Below are 20,839 nucleotides of genomic sequence, written 5' to 3'. Positions count from 1 at the left end.
TATTGAGGTGTTAGCAACAAGGGTGCCAGCTCCGTGGCCACACTGAACAAAAGCCCGTCCCGGACTTCTGCCGCTCCGCACCTGTAGCAGCTGCCGAAGGCTGCGTTCGGCTGCGAAGCAGTCGTTAAACCTGAAGCCTGATTTTCCTGAAGGACCGCGTCGACTGATTTGCGACTGCTGCGCAGCCGAACGCAGCCTTCGCCAGCTGCTACAGGGTTACGTGGCGAACAAATAGGCTTCCACGTCCATCCCGGCATCGCGCATCTGCGCCAGCTTGTAGCGCAAGGTTCGCGGGCTGATGCCCAGGCGCTCGGCGGCCTCCTTGCGGCGGCCGCGCTCGGTGCGCAGGGTGTCGATGATCATCTGGAATTCACGACGGCGCAGGTCGTCGCCCAGCGCTCCCGCCGACTCAGCGTCAACTTCCACCGCTCGCACCGGCGCAGGCGCCAATGTCGGCAGCGGCGCACAAGCGACCGGCCCGGCCAGGCAGAAATCCTGAGGCTGGATCACGCCGCCCTGCTGCAGGATCAATGCACGCTGAATCGCGTTGTCCAGTTCGCGCACGTTGCCCGGCCACGGATAACCGATCAGACACGCCTGCGCCTCGGGAGACAGTCTCGCCGCCGCATGCTTCATTTTATTGACGTGTTTGGCCAGCAGACGCTCGGCCAGCGGCAGAATATCGGCGGTGCGCTCGCGCAGCGGTCGCCACGCAAGAGGGAAGACCGACAGACGATAATAAAGGTCTTCACGGAACCGCCCCGCCGCCACTTCCCCGGCCAGATCCCGATTGGTCGTCGCGACCACCCGAATATCCAGGGTAATCGGCTTGCGCGCGCCCACCCGCTCGACCTCGCGCTCTTGCAACACACGCAGCAGTTTGGCTTGCAGGCCGAGGGGCATTTCAGAGATTTCATCGAGCAGGATGGTCCCGCCATCGGCTTGTTCGAACTTACCGGCCTGCGCCGCAATGGCGCCGGTGAACGAGCCTTTCTCGTGACCAAACAGCGTGGCTTCGAGCATGTTGTCCGGGATCGCCGCGCAGTTGATCGCAATGAACGGCTGACTGGCGCGGTGCGAGTGCTGGTGAATGTAGCGCGCCAGCACTTCCTTGCCGGTGCCGGACTCGCCAGAGATCAACACCGTCGAATCGCTGCGCGCGACGCGCGCTGCCAATTCCAGCAGTTGCGCACTGGCTGGCTCGAAAGCGACCGGTCCTTCATTGTCACTGGCACCGAGACTGCCCAGCGCATGGCGCGCAACCAGATCGAGCAAGGCCTTGGCCTCGAATGGCTTGACCAGATAATCGGCCGCGCCCTGTCGCATGGCGTCGACCGCCCGCTCCACCGCGCCGTGCGCCGTCATCAGCAACACCGGCAGTTGCGGCTGACGCGCCCGAAGCAGGCCGAGCAATTGATGCCCGTCCATGCCCGGCATGTTGACGTCGCTGACCACCAGATTGAACGCCTCGGCTTCAACCGCCGCCAACGCTTCTTCCGCCGAGCCGACGGCCTGGTAATCGTGCCCGCCGAGTAATAGCGTATCGGCCAGTGCTTCACGCAGCGCGCGGTCATCCTCGACCAGTAGAACCTTAATACCCATGACCTTCACTCCGATCCCTGAGCGCTGCTCTTGTCGCTGACAAAAAGCGGCAGGATCACCTGCGCACACGTACCGCGACCGATTCGCGAACGCAGGTGCAATTCTCCCTGATGCGCACGGGCAACCGCCTTGACCACGGTCAGGCCCAGACCGGTGCCGGTGGCCTTGGTGGTGAAAAACGGCTCGCCCAGTCGCGCCAGCACAGCGCCGTCGATACCGCTGCCGCTGTCGCTGACGCAGACGCGCAATTGGTTGTCGCGGGCATACAGATGAACCTTCAAGCGCACGTCACCGGCACTGGCTTGGATGGCGTTTTCGATCAAGTTGAGGATGGCCCCGACCAGGGTGTCGCGATTGCACAGCAGGTCGCCGGCATGGCTGTCGCACTGCCAGCGGATCGGCAGGTCCTGTACATGGGTCAGCGCCGCCGCTTGCAGCGACTGCATCAATTGTTTGGGGGTTACGCGGTCGGTCAGTGGCAACTCACCGCGAGCGAACACCAGCATGTCGCGTACCTGATGCTCCAGCTCGTGCAAGCGCTCTTTAAGCCGGCCGGCGAAGCGTTGCTGGGTGGCCACTGGCAGCTCCTGCTCGGTCAAATGACTGGCGTAAAGCAATGCTGCGGACAACGGCGTACGAATCTGGTGAGCCAGCGACGCGACCATGCGTCCAAGGGACGACAGGCGCTCGTGGCGAGCCAGTTGATCTTGCAGATGACGGGTTTCAGTCAGGTCGTTGAGCAGCACCAATTGACCGGGCTCGGCGTCCAGCGAACGCGTGGCAATCGACAGGCGCCGACCGTCCTTCAGGGAGACTTCGTGGCCATCGTCTTCGCGCGGCGCAAAGCAGCGCGCGATGACGTGACGCCACAGCTCACCTTCGAGCGGCAGCCCCAGCAGCTCGCACGCCGCCGGATTGGCTTCGCGCACGATACCCTGCGCGTCGATGACGATGACGCCACCGGGCAACAGATCGAGGAGATTTTGCAGACGGTTGGCCAGGCGTTCTTTTTCCGCCAGTTCCTGCATGCGCTGGGCACTGACGACCGCCAGTTCACCCTTGAGCTCGGTGACCCGCGCCTCAAGCATGCTGTAGGAGTCGGTCAATTGACTCGACATCTGGTTGAACAGCGCGAAAGCCTGCTCGAGGCCAAGCCGGCTGGCCTGTTCTACGGACGATGATTGCCCCAGGGCATCAGGGGCAACAGACATCTGGGCGGCTTGGGGCATCGTGCTCTCTCGCTTGGCTGACCGTCAGTGAAACGGAACGTTGCGAGGGATGTAGCAATACCCGTGCCTAAAAAAAACCGCTTACAAATGAGTGACTTGAAAAACAGGCGTCAATCATCCGCCTGTTCGTCTCCGTCACGACGGCTCATGCCGTACTTGCGCATCTTCTCCACCAGCGTGGTGCGGCGGATACGCAGGCGTTCGGCAGCACGCGCGACGATGCCGTTGGCGTCATCAAGCGCCTGTTGAATCAGACCTTGCTCCAGACCACCCAGGTAGTCTTTCAGGTCCAGGCCTTCGGGCGGCAACATGGCGCCAGCACTGAAGTCCGGCGTGTGGCCATTGATCGCCACGCGCTCTTCCAGATCACTGCGCAGGGTGTCGACCAATTGCTCGTCTTCGTCGTCGACGTAGCGGAATTTCTTCGGCAGCTCGACCACGCCAATCACCCCGTACGGGTGCATGATCGCCATGCGTTCCACCAGGTTCGCCAGCTCGCGAACGTTGCCCGGCCAGCCATGGCGGCACAAGGACATGATGGCAGCGGAGTTGAAACGGATCGAACCGCGCTTCTCGTGCTCCATGCGCGAGATCAGCTCGTTCATCAACAGCGGAATGTCTTCGACGCGCTCGCGCAACGGCGCCATCTCGATCGGGAACACGTTCAGGCGATAGTACAAATCTTCGCGGAAGGTGCCGATCTCGATCATGCTTTCGAGATTCTTGTGGGTCGCGGCAATGATGCGCACGTCGACGCTCTGGGTCTTGTTACTGCCCACGCGCTCGAAGGTGCGCTCTTGCAATACGCGCAGCAGCTTGACCTGCATCGGCAGCGGCATGTCGCCGATTTCATCGAGGAACAGGGTGCCGCCGTTGGCCAGCTCAAAACGTCCGGCACGGCTGGTGATTGCGCCTGTGAAGGCGCCCTTCTCGTGGCCGAACAATTCGCTTTCGAGCAACTCGGCAGGAATCGCCCCGCAGTTGACCGGCACGAACGGCGCTTCGCGGCGCTTGGAATGGTAATGCAGGTTGCGTGCGACCACTTCTTTGCCGGTACCGGACTCGCCGAGGATCAGCACGCTGGCATCGGTATCGGCGACTTGCTGCATCATCTGGCGGACGTGTTGAATCGCCCGGCTGGTGCCGACAAGGCTACGAAATAGATTGGGTTCGCGATGGCGGCCGCGCTCGCGGGCCTGGTCGTACATCTCGCGATAGACCTGGGCACGGTGCAGCGAGTCGAGCAATTTGCTGTAGCTCGGCGGCATTTCGAGGGTCGAAAGTACCCGACGACGCTGGTCTTCAGGCAGGTCAATGGAAGAATTATCGCCCATTAACAAAACCGGAAGGAACTCATCCCATGTCGACAGTGTCTTTAGCAAGCCCAGAAGCGCACCAGGAGCATTGACCGTCCCGATGAGGACACAGATCACTTCTCGACTAGACGACAAAGAGCCGACAGCCTGCTGCCAGTCATGGCTACCGCAGGGTAAATTTTCTTCACCGAGAAAATTTAAAATCACCGCCAGGTCGCGGCGGCGGACGCTATCGTCATCAATCAGCAGAATTTTGGTTTCACGCCACATGCAATAGCAACTTCCCTAGTCAACTCGATGCCCAAAATGCTGGGGCAAGCTAAACGCTTGCAGGCACAAATATGCCTGAAGACGACTGAAATCTGGAACAGCCACTAGTTAAGTCAAAAAACCGTGCACAGTCAAATTTATGGCGCACTATGTTTGGATTAACTGGCGTCAATTAACCAAACAGATGGTAAACCTTTGATGCCTTTTGTGCTTGGTTGATCTGCGACATCTCGTCGACTATCGCCTGACGCTCACCCATCGTCGCTGTCAGCAGATCCTTGTACACCGCCAACAACCCTTCCAGATTGCTGCGCAATGCCTCTTCGTCGATCGGTGCCTCGCTGAGCACCTCGTCAACGCATTCGCGACAGGCTGAGTCCAGCTCGCCAATCGCATCCCAATTGCGCGCCGCCAGGGCGTCGATCAGGGCTTCACGGGTTTCTTCAATCCGCCGCAGTGCTTGACTCATGACGTCATCCTCAGACCCTCGGGCCTATTGATTGGCAATGGCATCCCAACCGCTTTTCAGGGTTTCGAGCAAACCCGATACTTCGTCGATGATTTCGGCTTTGTTGTCGCGATTGGCCTCCATCAGACGCGTCATCATGTAGGCGTAGAGGTTGTCGAGTTGCTGAAGCGACGCCGGATCATCGGTCTTCTCGGGATTCAAGCCATCGCGCAAGCCGATGATGATGTCCACCGCCTTGCCGATCATCAACCCCTTGAGTGCGATGTCGCCCCGCTCCATCGCGCCTTTGGCCTGGGCCATGCGATCCAGCCCGCCCTCCATCAGCAGTTGTACCAGGCGATGAGGATTGGCTTCAGAGATCTGAGCATGGGAATTGACCTTCTGGTATTGGCGAAGGGCTCTCATGGGGTTCATGTTTCTACCTCGTGACAGACAACAACTGAAAAAGGATTGCTCTGATCATTATGTCGACTGAGCAGCACATAACTTTAACCCAGTCCGACCACCAAAGAAAAAACCCAGGCGCTGTCACTACAGACTGCCTGGGTTTTTTATGCCTGATCCGAATCAGCTGTCCTTCGGATTGTTGAGCGCATTGAGCGTGGTCATGATGCTGTCGCTCTGGGCACGCAGCTTGGCTACCAGGGAGTCCATGGCGGTGTATTTGGCACTCAGGCTTGCTTGCAGGCTGGCCATCCGTGCATCGAGGGAATCCTGTTGTTTTTGCAGGTCACCCAAACTATCAGTAAGGCTAGCCGAACGCGCAGCGAAAACACCGGTCTTGCTTAAGGCAAAACTATCGGTCGCAGCTTTCATCCGCGCCAGCAAGCCTGTATCACCAGTGAATATGCCGTTGATGTCTGCAGCGTTCGTTTTAACTGCGGCATCCCACGCCTTGTCATCAATTGTCAAAGTGCCTGTTTTCTGATCGGTCTGCACCCCAAACTGGGACAGCGCTTTCATCTGGCCTGCACCCGACATCGAGTTCAGCTCACTTCGTACTGAAGACAACATTGAGCGCAAAGCAGCATCGCCAGTCAGAACACCAGATGTTACTGATCCATCGGCATTCTTGGTCACCTGAGTTTCAGCGTTGACCGCCTTAATCAAAGCGTTATATGTATCGACAAAGCCTTTTACTGCAGATTTCAGAGTCGCAGTATTAGCGGCGACTGTGATTGTATTCGCTGTCGGATCAGTAGCGCCGGATGCCTTGGGTGAAACCCCTGTAAGCTTTAGAGTAACGCCGCTAATCGCCTCAGAAATGGTATTAGACTTGGAGCTCATCGTCTGCCCATCAATGCTGTACAACGCATTTTTTGGTGGAGCTAGAACAGTCATTCCGGTCTGCAGACCGGAAGTACCTGTAAGGGTGATATCTGTACCCTCGCCAGTGGTGGTCGAAGTCATCACTAACCGAGATCCGGTTGAGTCGGTCAAAATATTCGCGCTCAATCCCTGATTAGCGTATTGCGAGTTGATAGAATCGCGGACCTGCTGCAGTGTGGCACCAGCTGGAATACTGACATCGTATTTTTTCCCATCCTGATTGATGGTTAGATTCGTAGGTGTGGCACCCGCATTAACTACCGACGTAGCACCGTCAGTAAATACCTTGGTAGATATCTTGGATGCTGCTGCCAACTGAGTTACGACCAGCGAAAAACTCCCGGCTGCAGCGCCGTTCCCAGTAGTTACCGTAGCGACCTTTTCATCAGAGGACGTGCCGGTCAAACCACTGAAGCTGGCAGTGTTTTTCATGGTTTCCAACGCACTACGAAAGGCATCCAGCGCCGCTTGGATTTTGCCAATAGATGACAGCGAGTTTGTCGCCTTGAGCATCTGGTTGTTGATCTGTGTTTGCTTGGGCGCTCTCTCGGAATCAACCAAAGACTTCACGATCGCTTGAGTATCGATATTCGAACCAATACCACTAACCGTTGTACCCGCCATCATCTCTCTCCTTATCCAGTGGCTGCCGACTTCTTGACTAAGCGTGTGCTAATCATCGACAGCAACAAAATTCATGCCAGTTCAGACTTTATCGTCAAACAATAAACTACTGGCGCTCGACAGGCTTTGTGCCAGCTTCAGTGCAGTTTCCGAAGGGATCTGACGAATCACATCACCAGTTTCGGTGGCGATGACCTTGACGACTACCCGGCCAGTGGAATCATCAATGGAAAAATCCAGTTTGCGCTGGGCAGCCTGGACAAACTCCTGGATATCGGTCACTGCTTTTTGCAGGTCATCACGCTTGGGCTCGGAGCCCAATGACGCAACGGCTCCAACCGTAGGCTGATCCTGATTGGCGGTGACACTCGACGCTGCACTCTGCGGCACAACGGCCGGATAAGACAGGTTCAACTTGACGCTCATGTCCATGCTAAATCTCCTCATCACGGAAAAGACGAAAGGGCACGTAAACGCGCCCTTCCGTCAGCCACCAAGCGCTGGAATTACTGAAGCAGCTTCAGTACAGCAGATGGCAGCTGGTTAGCCTGGGACAGGATCGCAGTGGAAGCCTGTTGCAGGGTTTGTTGCTTGGTCAGCTGAGCAGTTTCCGACGCGAAGTCGACATCCTGGATCACGCCACGAGCAGCGGTAGAGTTGTCCGAGATGCTGCGCAGGTTCGACACAGTGCTGTCGAAACGGTTTTGCACAGCACCGAGGTCAGCACGCTGGGAGTCGATATTGCTGATCGCTTGAGTGATCACGTTGATCGCGTTCTGAGCGTTTGCAGCGGTAGTCACGTCGGTGCTGGAAACAGCAACCTTAGTGGAAGCAACAGCCGCACCACCAAACAGACCAGTCAACGCACCAGCTGCAGCCTCGGACATCGAATAGCTGCTGGTGGAGTTCAAGGAAACAGCACCAACAGCAGTCAGGCCGTTAGCTAGTACTGCGGAGCCGCCGGTGCCGCCGGAGGCGTTTTTGGTTGCTACCGAGATAGTGTTAGCACCACCGCCGATGGCGCTAAACGCAAGGTTTTCGCCAGTATCGGATTTCACGGACAAGGTAGACGCCTTAGCATCATAGTTGACGCTGATACCCAATTTGGCAGCACCGGATTTCAGTTGGTCAGCCAAATCGTTGAGGTTGGTCACACCCACGAAAGCTACCGATGCACCGCCAACAGTCAGAGTGAAGTCAGAGGCAGCGATAGTTGGTGTAGCGAGGGTGAACACAGCTTCGGTGCTAGCGGTAGCGGTCAGACCACTTACAGCACCGTCCATTTTGGCTGCGATGGTTTTGGCCGAGTCAGTTGCGACGGTGGCAATAGTCTTAGTTTGACCGCCACCGTTGATAACAATGTTGCCCGCGGCAATAGGAGCTGCAGCTGGAGTGATACTTGTACTTTTAATTTGTTGCGAGCCAATGTTGCTGGCCGACACATCACCCAGAGTCATGTTGATGGTCTGGTTAGCGTTGGCGCCCACTTGGAAAGCGGTAGTACCGAAAGAACCGTCCAGCAGGTTGCGACCACCGAAGGTAGTGGTGGTAGCGATACGGGTCAGCTCGGAAGTCAGAGCAGCATATTCAGCGTTGTTCGATTTACGGTCTTCGGCGCTTGGCGAGCCGTTCGCGGAAGCCAGAGCCAGAGTACGCATTTTCTGCAGGATGTTGGTGGATTCCTGCATCGCGCCTTCAGCAGTTTGCGCGATGGAAATACCATCACCGGCGTTCTTGATAGCGGTCTGCAGGCCGTTGATCTGGCTGGTCAGACGGTTGGAGATTTGCAGGCCAGCAGCGTCATCTTTAGCGCTGTTGATACGCAGGCCGGAGGACAGACGCTGCATGGAAGTCTGCAAGTTGCCGGAAGCTTTGTTCAGGTTGTTCTGAACGGTCAAGGAAGCAAGGTTGGTGTTTACTGTTAAAGCCATGACGAAATCCTCGTTGGATGGATACTTCGGCTTCCGGCCCTGACATCCGTCGGGTTTGGCCTAGAGAACCTACGTAATAGTTATCGTCGTGAGGTGGCTTTGCTTGAGGGGTTTTTTCGAATTTTTTAATGGCAGCGTGCCAGCCCTTTATTTTCAAGGCTTTACAGACAAAAAATCGGCGCCAGAAAAACGCAAAACGCCCGGCAACTTGGGTTGCCGGGCGTTTTTTATGCCTTCGCTCGAGCTGATCAACCGCGATAAAGAATCGCCGACCCCCACGAAAGGCCCACGCCGAAGCCGCTGATCGCCACGCGCGTCCATTTGGAATCGAACACGTGGTTCTGCAACAGCAACGGAATGCTCGATGAAACCGTGTTGCCGGTTTCGAGCATGTCCTTGACGAATTTCTCCGGCTCACCCTCTTCAAAGCGGCGCGCCACGGCATCGACGATGGCCGCGCTGCCCTGGTGAATGCAGAAGGCATCGATATCGGCGGCCTGCAGGTTCGACTCGTCCAGCAGCTCATGCAAATGCGCCGGGACTTTCAGCAATGCAAAGTTGAAGACCTGGCGGCCGTTCATGAAGAACACACCGTCGGTGACCTTCAGGTGCGGCGCGCCGGAACCGTCGGTGCCGAACTTCGACTTGCCCAGCTGCCAGACGGCGTTTTCGCCCATCCAGGTGGCCGTGGCGGCATCGCCAAAGAGCATGGTGGTGTTGCGGTCTTCCGGATCGACGATCTTCGAATACGGATCGGCGGTGATCAGCAGGCCGTTTTTCAGCCCTGCCGCTTCCATGAAGCCTTTAATCGCGTAGATGCCGTACACGTACCCGGAACAGCCCAGGGAAATATCGAAAGCGGCGACATGGGTCGGCAGGCCCAGCTTGTCCTGAACGATCGCAGCGGTGTGCGGCAACCCTTCTTCATCACCGTTCTGGGTGACAACGATCAGGCAGTCGATGGCTTCACGCTTGAGTTCGGGACTGGCGGCGAACAGCGCGTTGGCGGCTTCGACACACAGATCGGACGTTTCCTGATCGGCATCCATGCGCGGCAAAAACGCCGAACCGATCTTGCCAAGGATGAAGGTTTCATCCTTGTCGAACTTTGCACCCTGGGCGTAGTTATCAACCCCGGCTGCCGGCACGTAACTCGCAATATTTTTTATGCCAATCATTATGGCTTCCCAATAATAAACAGCTGAACATCGCCGCTCGCTGAATCGAGGGCGTCTACAGTCAGGGCCTGGCATCGTCGGCGCTCAAGCAAACGCCTTGAACAGTCCGCCACCTTTCACCGCCCGCAGACAGGATACAGTGAAGATGCGCGTTTTGACTGACGGGTCACTCAGAGATCGCTGCTTTATTTGATTTTATGGTCCAGATCCTGCCTCTTCAGCTCCACCACCGGCTGAAAAAAATGCAAAAAAAAGCCAGCCCCCTATGACAGGGACTGGCCGCGAGCGGTCAAGACCGACTCAAAGCTTGTTGAACAGGCTCAACTGAGACACCTTGGCGAACGCCAGTTGCGCGGCTTGCAGCATGGTTTGCTGCAAGGTCAGGCGTGTCAGCACTTCAGCCGGATCGGTATTCTTGATCGTGTTGCCGGTCGATTCGTTGATCAGGCCAGAGCTGGTGTTCTGCTCTGCCTGCATATCCATCACATTACCCCGTGCACCGATCGCTCCGCGCGCCAGGTCGACCTGGTTTTTCGAGTTATTCAGGTTGGCAATGGCGGAAGCGACGGTGTCTTCCAGAAAACGCTGGGCGACAGGGTTGCCTTGGGTTGGCGCATCAAGCGCCGAACGCAGCTGACTAATAGTATCGAGTACGTTCTGGGTCTGGTGGGTATTGACCGCGATATCAAATTGATCGCCTGCCGCTGGCGTCGGCGGTGTACCGCCTAACGTGAAGCTCACACCAGCCGCTGTCGCCACGCCAGCCACTACAGTCCCGGTGGTGACCGGAGTGCTGGTGCTGGTCAGAGGGCGGGTGTAGAGCTCGAAGGTGCCAGGACCGGTGAACTTCAGAACGGCTCCACCTTCAGGGAAGAAGCTCTTGTAATCGGCAGCATTGGTCACTGCGGTCTGGGTGATGATCGCTGTCGAGGTATTACCCGGCGCACGATTGGCCACGAAGCTATCCGGCTTGGCCGCCAGCTGGAAACTGTGACCGGCGATCACCGCATCAGCGGAGGCCGAGTCAGCCGGGGTGTCGCCAGCCTGGAAGGTGATATCCAGCTTGAAGGTCACACCGCGGAAAGTGACGTCGGAACCGCCCTTGGCATTCGGATCAAACTTGCCACCACCGGTTGCTTCGGCCGTCACGTCATTACCCAGCGCATCGGTAATCACAAACTGGGTACTGCTGGTGAACGCCATGGTGTAAGGCTGACCACCGCGGAAATTCGCATCGAAAGCCGGACCGGAACTAACCAGCCCCGGGGACAAGTCCACACGTCCGTCATTGACGGCCGGCGCAGTCATTGTGGTGGTGCTGCGGGCCGCGTTGATCGCCTGCTGGAAAACCTCCCAACCGGTATCGTTCAGACCCAGGGACATCGAATCGCCGATCTTCAGTTCCAGCTGGGTCTGATCACCCTGATAGCTGTAGGTACCATCGCTGTTACGCACAAACGGTTGAGTGTTATTGCTCGCGCCGGAGAAAATGAACTTGCCGTTGGCATCCTTGCTGTTCATCAGGCTCAGCAATTGCTCTTCGGACTGCTTGAGTTCGGCGGCGATGGATTTACGGTCATCGTCATTCAACGAACCGCCACCGGCACGAATCGCCAACTCGCTGACTTTCTGCAGCACGTTGTTGATGCTGTCCAGCACGCTTTCTTCCTGCGCCTGGGCGGTGTTCAACGCGCTGATATTGGTCGTGTACTGACCCAGCATGGCCTTCTGCTGCTCCAGTTGCAGAAGACGAGCCGCACCGACAGGATCATCCGCCGCCGTTTCGAGCTTGACGCCACTGCTGGCCTGCTCGGCCGTCTTCATCACATTCTGGAGGTTGCGAGAATAGTTGGCGGCCGTCGTGGCGTAATACTGTGCTGTAGAAATGCGCATGTTCTACGGCTCCTTAAAGGGCATTGATCAGGGTGCTGAAAATTTCCTGCGCAGTCTTGATGATCTGCGAAGAGGCCGTGTAGTACTGCTGGTATTTGGTCAGGTTGCCCGCCTCTTCATCGAGGTCGACGCCCGACAGCGAGTCACGGGCATTTCGCGCACCGGTCAGGATGGTGTCGGTGGCCGTGCCATCCAGCTGAGCTTGCTTGGTCAGGGAACCGACGGTCGTCACCAGACCACCATAAGCTTCAGTGAAACTCACGCCTGGGCTGGTAGCGCTGGCGCCGATCGTAGCCTTGGTTTGCAGGGCGAGCAGCGACTGCGCATTGCGGTTGTCGGTGCTGTCGGCCGCCGTCATGGCAATGTTGAAACTGTCACCCGAGGCTGGGCTGCCGCTGACCGTCATTGCCACATTGAAGGTTTTGGGGTTGCCACCGGCATCGGTGTAAGGCACGGCAATGTTCAGGTCGTTGTTCTGACCGGGGACGATGTTGCCCGTACCAATGCTGTTGCCCTTGGAGTCGAACACCTCATACGCCGTGGCGCTGGTCATCAGCATGCGCACCGGCATCGAAGCCTTGACTGCCGTCTGCACTTCCAGGCGCTGCACCGGATCGTAGATATCCAGAGAAGTCTTCAAGTTCGGCTGGCTCACTGCACCGGTGCCGTCATTGCCCGAGGCCTTGGTGGACGTCAGCGGAGCGGACGTGGCCAGGGTCTTGGTGTCGGTCATGACCGTGGTCATGTCGGCGGCAGAGCCGCGGGTCGGGGTGATCTTGAACGAATCGCCGACGGCCACGGTGCCCGAATTGATGCTCAGGCTGAAACCATCGATAACCGGATCGGCGGCAGGCGGTGTCGCGAAAGCGAAGTTGCCCATGTCGGAGTTATCCGACAGGCGACGCACGTTGTAGCCCGTCGCCGTGATGGTCACCTGATAATCACTGGCCGCCAGTTTGCTGGTGTCCTTGATGGTGACATTCAGATTGCCGGACGCCGGATTGTTGTTGGCGTTGGCAATGCTGCGCTCGCTTATGGCTTTCAGGCTGTTGATGTTGTTGAACAGCGCCGCGCCGAAGTTGCCGTTCTGATCCAGGCCCTGGCCCAACTGCTTGTTGACCTGATCGGCGACGACCATGGCGATGCGACCGAGGCCATTGACCGCCGGTGCAAGCACTTCGTTGCGATAACGAACCAGGCCGCCCATCTCGCCGCCGCTCATCACACCGGTGATGTCGATCGACGAGCCGTTGCGATCCATGATGATCGAGGAACGGGTCGGATCGGCCGGGTCCGGCGCCACGCGCAGTTTGTTGACGGTATCGCCGACCACCAGTGGCTGGCCGCTGCCCAGGTAAATATCCAGTCGACCATCAGTCTCGGTCACCTGCGTGCCGACCAGTTCGTTGAGCTGGCGAATGGTTTCGTTGCGCTGGTCCAGCAGTTCGTTGGGCGTACCACCGGAACCGCTGACTTCAGCGATTTTCTTGTTGTACGCGGCAACGGTCGACGCCAGCTTGTTGACCTGATCGGCCATCGAACCCAGCTGGTCGTTGATGTAGGTGTTTTGCTGCGACAACTGCTGCGAGATCGCATTGAAGCGGCTGCTCAAGCCCTGGGCATTGGTCAGCAAGGCCTGGCGTGCAGCGTTGTCGTTGGAGTTGCCCGCCAGCGTCTGCAAGGACGCGAAGAACGATTGCAAAGTCTTGGTCACACCGGTGCCGCTGTCGGACAGCAGCTTGTCGACCTGGGTGGCCTGGCCCAGATAAGCCTGCGCGTCGCTGTTGAGCGAGGTGGTGGTCTGCAATTGCGCATCAAGGTAGCTGTTGTACACCCGACGCACATCGGCCAGCGTCGTACCGGTGCCAATGAACACATTGCCGTACTGAATAGAATTCTTGCTGTTCTGCACAGTTTGCTGGCGCGAGTACCCGACGGTATCGACGTTGGAAATGTTATTACCGGTAGTCACCAACGAGGCGTGGCTAGCGGACAAACCCGACATTCCGATGTTGAGTAAACTCATGGTTCAGACCTTGATCCTTAATGCCTATAAAGGCGTGGTGGAAACGCCCGCCGCAGCGTAGTTCTGGTAACTCGTCATCTGCTTGGCTATCTGCGAAATCTTGCTCGCGTAGTCCGGGTCGGTTGCGTAACCGGCCTTTTGCAACTCGCGTACAAACTGTTCTGGGTTATCGGCCGACTTCACGACATCTTGATAGCGATTATTCGTCTGCAACAACGTTACAAGGTCATGGAAACTGTCCTTGTAAGAGTCGTAGGAGCGGAACTCGGCCGTCTCCTTGACCATCTCGCCATTTCTGAATTCGCTGGTGATCGCCCGCGCCGAATCGCCCTTCCAACTGCTGCTGGCCTTGATGCCGAACAGGTTGTGACTGCTGCTGCCGTCCTGCGCGCGCATGACCGACTTGCCCCAACCGGTTTCCAGGGCAGCCTGGGCCACCAGGTAGCGTGGATCGACACCAATGCGTTCGGCCGCTTCTTTGGCCATCGGCAGCATGGTGTTGACGAATTCGTCGGCGGAGCTGAAGGCTTTCTTCGCTGGCGCCAGAGGAATCTGCGCGATGGCCCGACCGTGAATCTGCAAACCGCCGTTCGACGCGGCTTGTGCATTGGCCAACCAGTCGCCGTTGTACAGAGGCCCAGCGCCGGTGATGGTGGTGCGTTCAGGCAAAGCTGTTTTGTTGACCGCCGCAGTTGTCGCAGTTGGCGTGGCCGAAGGCACCAGGCCGGCGAGCAAGCGGTCAGCCAGTTTCGGTGGCAATGCCAGACGCCGCTGATTGATCAGCGCCATGTCATTGCTGTGTGCGCCCTCGCCTGTCGGCGCCTTGACCGAACGCGATGCCCACAAAGGACGCTCACCATTGACCCGCGACAGCGGCCCATTGATTGCCACCGTGCCCGCCGCAATCGGCGTTTGCGCGGCGGCTTTCGCAGCTTCCTGCTTGGCGGCGGACAAGGTCGCGGCCTCACCCGGCGCCAGCGGTTTGTTCTTCGACATCTGCCGCATCAGCACGTCGGCCAGGCCGATACCACCGCCCTCGCGGGACATGGAAACGGCCAGTTGCTGGTCGTACATTTCCTGATACTGCTTGGCTTCAGCGGTGTTGAGCGGGTTGTCCTTGCCCAGCGCTTCGGTGGCCGAGCGCATCGACTTGAGCATTTCGCCGAGGAACAGTGACTCAAACTCCTGCGCCACTTTGCGCATGTTGGCGTCACTGTTCTTGTCGCCGACCTTGAGCTGATTCAGCCGGTTCAGGTCGGAAAACGCCCCCGAATCGCTGCCGCTGACCCGACCACTCTTGAACATGTCCATAGGATCGCCGTCCTTAAATCACGATCAGGTCGGCTTGCAACGCGCCGGCCTGCTTCAGTGCTTCGAGGATGGCCATCAGGTCACCCGGTGCGGCGCCAACCTGGTTCACCGCTCGGACAATTTCGTCGAGGGTGGTGCCCGGGCCGAACTTGAACATCGGTTTGGCTTCCTGTTCGGCGTTGACCCGCGAGCGCGGCACGACAGCGGTCTGGCCATTGGACAGAGGGCCGGGCTGGCTGACGATCGGGTCTTCGGTGATGGTCACTGTCAGGCTGCCGTGGGTAACGGCTGCCGGAGAAACCTTGACGTTCTGACCGATCACGATGGTGCCGGTACGGGAGTTGATGATGACTTTCGCCACCGCTTGGCCGGGATCGATTTCGAGGTTCTCGAGTATCGACAGATAGTCAACGCGTTGGCTCGGATCGAGCGGCGCGGTCACGCGAACCGAACCACCGTCGATGGCCTGGGCAACGCCAGGGCCGAGCATGTCGTTGATCTTGTCGACGATGCGCTTGGCGGTGGTGAAGTCGGAACGGTTGAGGTTCAGGGTCAGGCTGTTGCCCTGGTTGAAACCGCTCGGCACCGCTCGTTCAACCGATGCACCGCCAGGGATGCGACCGGCCGACGGAACGTTGACAGTGATCTTCGAACCGTCCCGACCTTCGGCATCGAAACCGCCGACCACCAGGTTGCCCTGGGCGACTGCGTAGACGTTGCCATCGATACCTTTGAGCGGCGTCAGCAGCAACGTGCCGCCACGCAGGCTCTTGGAGTTGCCGATGGACGACACGGTGATGTCGACCTGTTGCCCCGGTTTGGCGAATGCCGGCAGATCAGCACTGATCGACACCGCCGCGACGTTCTTCAATTGCACGTTGCCCGAACCCGGCGGCACCTTGATGCCGAACTGCGAAAGCATGTTGTTGAAGGTCTGCAGGGTGAACGGGGTTTGCGTCGTCTGGTCGCCGGTGCCGTTAAGCCCGACCACCAGGCCGTAACCGATCAATTGGTTGGACCGCACGCCCGAAATGCTGGCGATATCCTTCAGACGCTCGGCTTGAACGTTGAAGGCTGCCGACAACATCAGAGCGGCAACGAAGAGGCTTTTGAAGTTCAACATGCTCAACTGGAAAGCCACCTAGAAAGGGAACAGCGGGCTGAGGAAGAAACGGTCGAACCAGCCTGGCTGACTCGCATCGGCAAACGAACCGGTGCCCGAGTAGGTAATGCGCGCATCGGCGACGCGGGTCGACGGCACGGTGTTGTCGGTAGAGATGTCATCGGCGCGAACAAGACCGGCTATGCGCACCAACTCATCGCCAGTGTTCAGCGTCATCCACTTCTCGCCGCGTACTGCGATGATGCCGTTGGGCAACACATCGGCGACGGTCACGGTGATCGAACCGGTCAGGGTGTTGCCCTGCGCTGCCTTGCTGTCACCCTTGGTCGCGCGGTCGCCTTCATAGCTGGCGTCCAGGCTCAGGTCACCACTGCCAAATGGGTTGTTGGTGTTCGGGGTGGAGCCGAACAGCGAACTCAGGCCAATGCTGGCCTTGCTGTTCTTGCCGATTTGCGAGTTGGCGTTTTTGCTCGCCTGGGTCTTCTCGTTCAGGGTGATGGTGATGATGTCACCGACCCGGAACGCCTTGCGGTCGCCATAAAGATTCTGCTCAAACCCGGCCTGATAAATCGAACCGTTATTCGCGGCAGCCGGTAGCGGCGTGCGCGGCAACACCGGGGCATAGTAAGGATCATTGGGTTTGGGTGTCGGACCGACACAGCCGGCGAGCACGGTGATCCCACTCAATGCCAGAACAGAAACGAAGCGATTCATGACCCTTACCTCACGGTGCTGCAGGCGGTCGCATGACCGCCTCATAGACTTGATTACAGATTCTGCGTTACGAACGAGAGCATCTGGTCGGCGGTGGAGATCACCTTGGAGTTCATCTCGTAGGCGCGCTGAGTGGTGATCATGTTGACCATCTCTTCAACGGTGCTGACGTTGGAAGTTTCCAGGGTGTTCTGCAGCGTGGTACCGAAACCGGCCAGGCCCGGCGTTCCGACTTGCGGTGCACCACTGGCAGCGGTTTCCAGGAACAGGTTGTTACCGACCGCTTGCAGACCGGCCGGGTTGATGAAGTCGGCGGTTTGCAGGTTGCCGATCACCTGGGAAGCCGGGTTGCCGGCCACGGTGATGGACACGGTGCCGTCCTTGCCCACGGTGAACGTCTGGGCGTCGTTCGGGATGACAATCGCCGGCTCCAGAGCGAAGCCGCTGGCGTTGACGATCTGGCCGTTGGAGTCCAGGTGGAAAGTACCGTCACGGGTGTAGGACGTGGTGCCGTCTGGTTGCAGGATCTGGAAGAAACCGCGACCGTCGATGGCCATGTCCAGCGGCTGCTCGGTGGTTTGCAGGCTGCCGGCGTTGAAGTTTTTCTGGGTGCCGACGATGCGCACACCCGTACCCAATTGCAGACCGGACGGCAGTTCGCTGTCCTGGGTCGACTGGGCGCCTGGCTGACGCTTGATCTGGTAGAGCAAGTCCTGGAACTCGGCGCGGTCACGTTTGAAACCCGTGGTCGACACGTTCGCCAGGTTGTTGGAAATGGTGGTCAGGTTGGTGTCCTGGGCGGACAGACCGGTTTTGGCAACCCATAGAGCCGGAAGCATTCGATTCTCCTCGTGCGCCTGTTTTACGGCGCGACGTTCTGATAATTAGCTGATCTGCAAGACCCGAGCCATGGCCTGGTCGTCTTCTTTGGCGGTGTTCATCATCTTGATGTGCAGCTCGAACTGCTTCGACAAGGCCAGCACCGAGGTCATCTCGTCCACGGCGTTGACGTTGCTCGACTCAAGAAAACCGGACACCAGTTTGACGTCGGCATCGGCTTGCGCCGGCTTGCCGTCCTTGGTGTGGATCGAACCGTCCAGGCCCTTGGTCATGTTCTTGATGTCCGGGTTGACCAGCTTGATGCGGTCGACTTCAGCCATCACGCGAGGCCCTTCGCCCATCGCACGAATGCTGATGGTGCCGTCTTCGCCCACTTCGATCTGCTGCTCGGGCGGCACGGCAATCGGGCCGCCGTTGCCGATCACCGGCATGCCGTTGCCGGCACGCAGCACGCCCAAGGCGTCGACCACCAGGCTGCCGGTGCGCACGTAGCTTTCGCCACCATCAGGGTTCTGCACCGCCAGCCAACCGTTGCCCTGCACGGCGACATCGAGGTCGCGGCCGGTCTGTACCAGCGAGCCGGGAGAGAAGTCGGTGGCCGGGCGTTCGGACATGGCAAACGCACGCGCCGGAAAGCTGTCGCCGAACACCGGCATCGAACGCGCCTGCTCCAGGTCTTTCTGGAAGCCGTTGGTGGAGATGTTCGCGAGGTTGTTGGCATGAGCCTTTTGCGCCAGTGCATTCTGGCTGGCGCCGGTCATTGCCACATAAAGGTACTTGTCCACAATCTTTCCTCTGCCTGCCGGACGTTTGCCGCCCACTGCTGTACTGACGAGGCATAAGCAATTTGTAGACCAACTTGGTTTTGGCGGTGCGAGACCCGGCAAACAAAGGACTTGAAGGATTCAGAGGGGATCAGTGGATTTGAATCGGAGACGAAAAACCGGCGGTGTTATGCCGCTTCGCGGCAACGGAACAAAAGATCGCAGCCTTCGGCAGCTCCTACAGGGGATTGGCGTCCAACCTGTAGGAGCTGCCGAAGGCTGCGATCTTTTGATCTCAGGAAATGTCTTTGCCCACCTCGTAATCACGCAATTTGTTGGCGATGGTGGTATGCGAAACACCGAGGCGCTTGCCCAGTTGCCGGCTGCTTGGGTGCTCGGAATACAACCGTTCCAGCACAGCCTTTTCGAAGCGCCCGACAATCTCGTCCAGCCCGCCCTCCAGCGAAAAATCGCCAAGCGGCTGACGCACGCCGTAATCCGGCAAACGAATGTGCTCGGCCTTGACCATGCCGCCATCGCACAAGGAAACCGCCTGGAAGAGTACGTTTTCCAGCTGCCGCACGTTACCCGGCCAATGATAGTGACTGAGCCGATCCATGGCCGCCGGGGCCAGTTTCGGCAACGGGCAACCGATCTGCCGACTGGCCTGATCGAGGAAGTGCTCCACCAGCGGCGGCAACCCGTCGAGGCATTCGCGCAGTGGCGGAATGTGCAGTGACAATACGTTCAAGCGGTGATAGAGGTCCTGGCGAAACTCGCCACGTGCGCAGAGTTCGGACAGATCGACCTGAGTCGCGCAAATCACCCGCACGTCGAGGTAGACCTCTTCATCGCTGCCTACGCGACGGAAGCAACCGTCCTGCAGGAAACGCAGCAACTTCACCTGCAAACGCGGGCTCATTTCGCCGACGCCATCGAGAAACAACGTACCGCCCGCCGTCAATTCCAGCAGACCGAGCTTGCCTTCCGCCCGCGCCCCTTCGAAAGCACCCGGGCCGTAGCCGAACAGTTCGGTCTCGGCCATGGACTCGGGCAAGCCGGCACAGTTAAGCGCCATCAACGGCGACTGCCCGCGCGGGCTGGCCAAGTGGCAAGCGCGTGCCAACAGTTCTTTGCCGGTACCGGTTTCCCCTTCTATCAATAGCGGTGCATCGAGTGGCGCCATGCGCCGCGCCTCACGTACCACCGCGGCCATGACTTTCGAGCTCTGGAAGATACTGTCGAAGCCGCGCAACTCCTGCTTGCGCACGTTGTAGATGCGCTCGCCCACCCGGTCGGCGCGGTGCAGCGTGAGCACGGCACCGGCCATGGCTTCGCTGTCGTCATGCTCCGATTGCAGCGGCGCGATGTCGGCCAAAAACACATCGCCCTTGACCTTGACCCGCAGCCCGTTGATTCGCGACTTGCTGGCGCGCACCAGTTCCGGCAAGTCGAAATCCTCAGCGTAACGCGACAGTGGAATCCCCGGGACTTCATCGACCCGCACACCCAGCAACTGCGCCGCCGCACGGTTGGCCGCGACGATGGAGCCGCCCATGTCGATCGACAACACCGGAAACTCCAGGGCCCCAAGCAGTGCATTGAGTTCCATGTGCCGACGCTCGCTGGGCATCAGCCCTACACGCTTGACGCCAAATACCCCGCCAATCGCTTCGAATTTCGGACGCAATGCCTGGAACTGAATATTGATCAGGTTGGGGCAATGCAGATAGATCGCGTTGCCATGCTCACCACCCACCTCACCGCGCGCCACGTTGATGCCGTACTCCACCAACAAGTTGAGAATGTCGCGCAGGATGCCGATGCGGTTCTGGCAGTGGACTTTGATACGCATATAAAAGACCTGATAAACGATGATTGACCTGTGAGAGCCGGCCTGCTGGCGATGGCATCGCATCAGGCAATATGAATGTTGAATGACACGCCGCTATCGCCAGCAGGCTGGCTCCCACAAGTTTTGCCCGACTTTTCTGTCGAGACACGCAGATAGTCGTCAAGATTATGTGACAGTCATGACGCTTTTCAAACCCGGAAATCTCAACAACTACGCGCCAGCCGTCGATTCGTAACGAAAACTTTACGAATAACGGGGAATTTTCCTACGTACGGCTCGAGCCCCCTGCTGCAACAACGCAATCCTTGGGGTATTCCTAGGTCCATAGCAGCACATAACAAGAACGAATCCCCTAGCAGGAGAGC

17 protein-coding genes are annotated in these 20,839 nt (G+C 58.4%); all 17 read right to left on the bottom strand.

Annotation, left to right across the window (positions count from 1 at the left end):
* Nucleotides 1-216: 216 nt before the first annotated feature.
* The 17 genes from fleR to KVG88_RS11160 all read right to left on the bottom strand — a co-directional run bounded on the left by fleR (nucleotide 217) and on the right by KVG88_RS11160 (nucleotide 20,474).
* Nucleotides 217-1,602 (bottom strand): sigma-54-dependent response regulator transcription factor FleR, encoded by a 1,386-nt coding sequence (gene fleR / locus KVG88_RS11240; protein WP_150704811.1) that lies wholly within the window; start codon nucleotides 1,600-1,602, stop codon nucleotides 217-219.
* 5 nt (nucleotides 1,603-1,607) lie between these two features.
* A complete protein-coding gene (locus tag KVG88_RS11235; RefSeq protein WP_217871826.1) occupies nucleotides 1,608-2,813 on the bottom strand; it encodes a sensor histidine kinase in 1,206 nt (401 codons plus the stop codon).
* Nucleotides 2,814-2,941: 128 nt separating this feature from the next.
* Entirely contained in the window at nucleotides 2,942-4,417 is a 1,476-nt protein-coding gene (locus KVG88_RS11230; protein WP_150704809.1) for a sigma-54 dependent transcriptional regulator, read from the bottom strand.
* A gap of 172 nt (nucleotides 4,418-4,589) precedes the next feature.
* The gene (gene fliT, locus KVG88_RS11225; RefSeq protein ID WP_217871367.1) at nucleotides 4,590-4,886 is read right to left on the bottom strand and encodes a flagellar protein FliT; all 297 of its coding nucleotides are present in this window, start codon (nucleotides 4,884-4,886) and stop codon (nucleotides 4,590-4,592) included.
* A 24-nt stretch (nucleotides 4,887-4,910) separates the two neighbouring features.
* Nucleotides 4,911-5,300 (bottom strand): flagellar export chaperone FliS, encoded by a 390-nt coding sequence (gene fliS / locus KVG88_RS11220; RefSeq protein WP_217871366.1) that lies wholly within the window; start codon nucleotides 5,298-5,300, stop codon nucleotides 4,911-4,913.
* 153 nt (nucleotides 5,301-5,453) lie between these two features.
* A complete protein-coding gene (gene fliD, locus KVG88_RS11215) occupies nucleotides 5,454-6,839 on the bottom strand; it encodes a flagellar filament capping protein FliD (protein WP_217871365.1) in 1,386 nt (461 codons plus the stop codon).
* Nucleotides 6,840-6,920: 81 nt separating this feature from the next.
* On the bottom strand, nucleotides 6,921-7,271 hold the full coding sequence (locus KVG88_RS11210) for a flagellar protein FlaG (protein ID WP_217871364.1): 351 nt from the start codon (nucleotides 7,269-7,271) through the stop codon (nucleotides 6,921-6,923).
* Between the two features lie 74 nt (nucleotides 7,272-7,345).
* Nucleotides 7,346-8,770, bottom strand: a complete 1,425-nt coding sequence (locus tag KVG88_RS11205) for a flagellin N-terminal helical domain-containing protein (protein ID WP_217871363.1) — start codon at nucleotides 8,768-8,770, stop codon at nucleotides 7,346-7,348.
* A gap of 248 nt (nucleotides 8,771-9,018) precedes the next feature.
* A complete protein-coding gene (locus KVG88_RS11200; RefSeq protein WP_217871362.1) occupies nucleotides 9,019-9,948 on the bottom strand; it encodes a ketoacyl-ACP synthase III in 930 nt (309 codons plus the stop codon).
* A 300-nt stretch (nucleotides 9,949-10,248) separates the two neighbouring features.
* Nucleotides 10,249-11,841: a flagellar hook-associated protein 3 gene (locus tag KVG88_RS11195; RefSeq protein ID WP_217871361.1), complete on the bottom strand. Its 1,593-nt coding sequence runs from the start codon at nucleotides 11,839-11,841 to the stop codon at nucleotides 10,249-10,251.
* Between the two features lie 13 nt (nucleotides 11,842-11,854).
* Nucleotides 11,855-13,867: a flagellar hook-associated protein FlgK gene (gene flgK, locus KVG88_RS11190; protein WP_150704802.1), complete on the bottom strand. Its 2,013-nt coding sequence runs from the start codon at nucleotides 13,865-13,867 to the stop codon at nucleotides 11,855-11,857.
* A gap of 24 nt (nucleotides 13,868-13,891) precedes the next feature.
* Nucleotides 13,892-15,178, bottom strand: coding sequence for a flagellar assembly peptidoglycan hydrolase FlgJ (flgJ, locus tag KVG88_RS11185; protein WP_150704801.1), 1,287 nt, complete (start codon nucleotides 15,176-15,178; stop codon nucleotides 13,892-13,894).
* A gap of 13 nt (nucleotides 15,179-15,191) precedes the next feature.
* Nucleotides 15,192-16,301 (bottom strand): flagellar basal body P-ring protein FlgI, encoded by a 1,110-nt coding sequence (locus KVG88_RS11180; RefSeq protein ID WP_150704835.1) that lies wholly within the window; start codon nucleotides 16,299-16,301, stop codon nucleotides 15,192-15,194.
* Between the two features lie 18 nt (nucleotides 16,302-16,319).
* Nucleotides 16,320-17,015, bottom strand: coding sequence for a flagellar basal body L-ring protein FlgH (gene flgH / locus KVG88_RS11175; protein ID WP_150704800.1), 696 nt, complete (start codon nucleotides 17,013-17,015; stop codon nucleotides 16,320-16,322).
* Between the two features lie 53 nt (nucleotides 17,016-17,068).
* Nucleotides 17,069-17,854: a flagellar basal-body rod protein FlgG gene (gene flgG / locus KVG88_RS11170; protein WP_008055493.1), complete on the bottom strand. Its 786-nt coding sequence runs from the start codon at nucleotides 17,852-17,854 to the stop codon at nucleotides 17,069-17,071.
* Between the two features lie 45 nt (nucleotides 17,855-17,899).
* On the bottom strand, nucleotides 17,900-18,640 hold the full coding sequence (locus tag KVG88_RS11165; protein WP_150704799.1) for a flagellar basal body rod protein FlgF: 741 nt from the start codon (nucleotides 18,638-18,640) through the stop codon (nucleotides 17,900-17,902).
* Between the two features lie 274 nt (nucleotides 18,641-18,914).
* Nucleotides 18,915-20,474 (bottom strand): sigma-54-dependent transcriptional regulator, encoded by a 1,560-nt coding sequence (locus KVG88_RS11160; protein WP_217871360.1) that lies wholly within the window; start codon nucleotides 20,472-20,474, stop codon nucleotides 18,915-18,917.
* Nucleotides 20,475-20,839 lie beyond the last annotated feature (365 nt).

This window comes from Pseudomonas azerbaijanoccidentalis (genome assembly GCF_019145495.1).
GTDB lineage: Bacteria > Pseudomonadota > Gammaproteobacteria > Pseudomonadales > Pseudomonadaceae > Aquipseudomonas > Aquipseudomonas azerbaijanoccidentalis.
This window is presented reverse-complemented; position numbering and strand designations above follow the sequence as displayed.

Bases quoted from the DNA above. Each gene is read 5' to 3' on its own strand.
- KVG88_RS11180 (WP_150704835.1), bottom strand. From the start codon at position 16,301: ATGTTGAACTTCAAAAGCCTCTTCGTTGCCGCTCTGATGTTGTCGGCA.
- flgJ (WP_150704801.1), bottom strand. From the start codon at position 15,178: ATGGACATGTTCAAGAGTGGTCGGGTCAGCGGCAGCGATTCGGGGGCG.
- KVG88_RS11200 (WP_217871362.1), bottom strand. From the start codon at position 9,948: ATGATTGGCATAAAAAATATTGCGAGTTACGTGCCGGCAGCCGGGGTT.
- KVG88_RS11195 (WP_217871361.1), bottom strand. From the start codon at position 11,841: ATGCGCATTTCTACAGCACAGTATTACGCCACGACGGCCGCCAACTAT.
- fleR (WP_150704811.1), bottom strand. From the start codon at position 1,602: ATGGGTATTAAGGTTCTACTGGTCGAGGATGACCGCGCGCTGCGTGAA.
- KVG88_RS11160 (WP_217871360.1), bottom strand. From the start codon at position 20,474: ATGCGTATCAAAGTCCACTGCCAGAACCGCATCGGCATCCTGCGCGAC.
- flgG (WP_008055493.1), bottom strand. From the start codon at position 17,854: ATGCTTCCGGCTCTATGGGTTGCCAAAACCGGTCTGTCCGCCCAGGAC.
- fliT (WP_217871367.1), bottom strand. From the start codon at position 4,886: ATGAGTCAAGCACTGCGGCGGATTGAAGAAACCCGTGAAGCCCTGATC.
- flgK (WP_150704802.1), bottom strand. From the start codon at position 13,867: ATGAGTTTACTCAACATCGGAATGTCGGGTTTGTCCGCTAGCCACGCC.
- fliD (WP_217871365.1), bottom strand. From the start codon at position 6,839: ATGGCGGGTACAACGGTTAGTGGTATTGGTTCGAATATCGATACTCAA.
- flgH (WP_150704800.1), bottom strand. From the start codon at position 17,015: ATGAATCGCTTCGTTTCTGTTCTGGCATTGAGTGGGATCACCGTGCTC.
- KVG88_RS11205 (WP_217871363.1), bottom strand. From the start codon at position 8,770: ATGGCTTTAACAGTAAACACCAACCTTGCTTCCTTGACCGTTCAGAAC.
- KVG88_RS11235 (WP_217871826.1), bottom strand. From the start codon at position 2,813: ATGTCTGTTGCCCCTGATGCCCTGGGGCAATCATCGTCCGTAGAACAG.
- KVG88_RS11210 (WP_217871364.1), bottom strand. From the start codon at position 7,271: ATGGACATGAGCGTCAAGTTGAACCTGTCTTATCCGGCCGTTGTGCCG.
- fliS (WP_217871366.1), bottom strand. From the start codon at position 5,300: ATGAACCCCATGAGAGCCCTTCGCCAATACCAGAAGGTCAATTCCCAT.
- KVG88_RS11230 (WP_150704809.1), bottom strand. From the start codon at position 4,417: ATGTGGCGTGAAACCAAAATTCTGCTGATTGATGACGATAGCGTCCGC.